Source organism: Emticicia sp. (assembly GCF_049241225.1).
Classification (GTDB): Bacteria; Bacteroidota; Bacteroidia; order Cytophagales; family Spirosomataceae; genus Emticicia.
Genome location: NZ_JBMLRC010000316.1, coordinates 15,075 through 16,897, shown reverse-complemented (window position 1 = coordinate 16,897; position 1,823 = coordinate 15,075). Strand labels below are relative to the sequence as shown.

Annotated in this window: 2 protein-coding genes; both read left to right on the top strand. The window is 40.2% G+C overall.

What is annotated here, in order from left to right; translation table 11 throughout:
- Positions 1-594, top strand: a 594-nt coding sequence (locus tag ACOVO2_RS16900; protein ID WP_421771110.1) for an ACT domain-containing protein, incomplete at its 5' end; no start/stop codon positions are given.
- Positions 595-675: 81 nt separating this feature from the next.
- A partial coding sequence (serS, locus tag ACOVO2_RS16895; RefSeq protein ID WP_421771109.1) for a serine--tRNA ligase occupies positions 676-1,823 on the top strand: 1,148 nt, incomplete at its 3' end.

Below are 1,823 nucleotides of genomic sequence, written 5' to 3'. Positions count from 1 at the left end.
GAAGCCGCAGAACTGGCGTATTTTGGTGCAAAAATTCTTCACCCAAGTACAATCACCCCAGCCAAGATGCGTGGAGTGCCAGTGCGTTTGAAAAACACCATGGAGCCAAACGCTTACGGAACGCTCATCGCCGACAAAACAACCGATTCGGAAATCAAAGCCATTGCCGCCAAAGATGGCATCACGGCTATCTACATTCATTCAACTCGTATGCTGAATGCCTACGGATTTATGAGAAAGGTATTTGAGGTTTTTGAAAACTTCAAAACGCCAGTGGATATGATAACTACGTCGGAGGTTTCGATAGCAGTAACGATTGATAATGCTGAAAATTTAGATAAAATCACGGCAGTTTTAGGTCAATTTGCTGATTTAGAAGAACACGACCGTAATCAATCAATCATTTGTATTGTGGGCAATTTCATGGCCGATAAAGCAGGTATCGCTCTAAAAGTGATGGAAGCTATGCGTGATATTCCAATCCGAATGATTGCCTATGGTGCATCGGAGCATAATATCTCACTTTTGGTTGATACCAAACACAAAAACGAAGCCTTAAATGCCTTGAACGAAGGTTTGTTTAAGTTTGATTGATTTAATCAGCTACAACTTCATCACTAATTAAGTTCATAACGATTAGTGGCGAAAGCCGCTAATCTAACACATATAATAGAAATGCTACAACTCAATTATATAAAAGAAAACAAACAAGCTACCATTGATAGCTTGAAGCGTAAGTATTTCAAGAATGCCGAAGAAACGATAGAAACGGTTTTAGGAATCGACCAAAAACGTCGTGAAACACAAGCTGAGTTAGATTCAACTTTGGCAAGAGCCAATGCTTTGGCCAAAGAAATCGGTGGCTTGATGAAAGCAGGTAAAAAAGAAGAAGCCGAAGCCGCTAAAGCCGAAACAGCTGAGTTGAAGGTAAAATCAAAAGCTTTGGAAGAAGACTTAAAGGCTTCTGAATCAGAGCTTTACGATGTAATGGTAACAATCCCGAACCTTCCGCACACAAGTGTTCCCGAAGGACGTACGCCCGAAGAAAATGTCAATATTTTTCAAGCAGGCGAAATTCCAGAGCTTCATGAGGCCGCTTTGCCACATTGGGAGTTAATCAAACAATATGATATTATTGATTTCGATTTAGGAAATAAAATCACGGGTGCGGGTTTTCCTGTTTACAAAGGAAAAGGAGCAAGAATTCAGCGTGCCATGATTAATTTCTTCTTAGATGAAGCATTGGCTGCTGGATATTTCGAAATCCAACCACCGATTCTAATCAATAAAGATTCTGGCTTTGGTACAGGTCAGCTGCCCGATAAAGAAGGACAAATGTATCATTCAACTGTCGATGATTTATATTTGATTCCAACTGCCGAAGTGCCAGTAACGAATATTTACCGTGACGTAATTTTATCAGACAACGATTTACCCATCAAAAATGTAGCCTATACGCCATGTTTCCGTCGTGAGGCAGGAAGTTGGGGAGCTCACGTACGTGGATTGAATCGTTTGCACCAATTTGATAAAATAGAAATCGTGCAGATTCGTAAACCAGAAGAATCTTATCAAGCACTCGACGAAATGGTTGAACACGTAAAATCGTTGCTTGAAAAACTTGAACTTCCTTACCGTATTCTTCGCCTTTGCGGAGGAGATATGGGTTTTACATCGGCACTTACTTACGACTTTGAAGTTTATTCGGCTGCTCAAAAACGTTGGTTAGAAGTTAGTTCTGTTTCAAATTTTGAGTCATATCAAGCTAATCGTTTGAAACTTCGCTATAAAGTTGATGGCAAAACGCAGCTTTTGCATACACT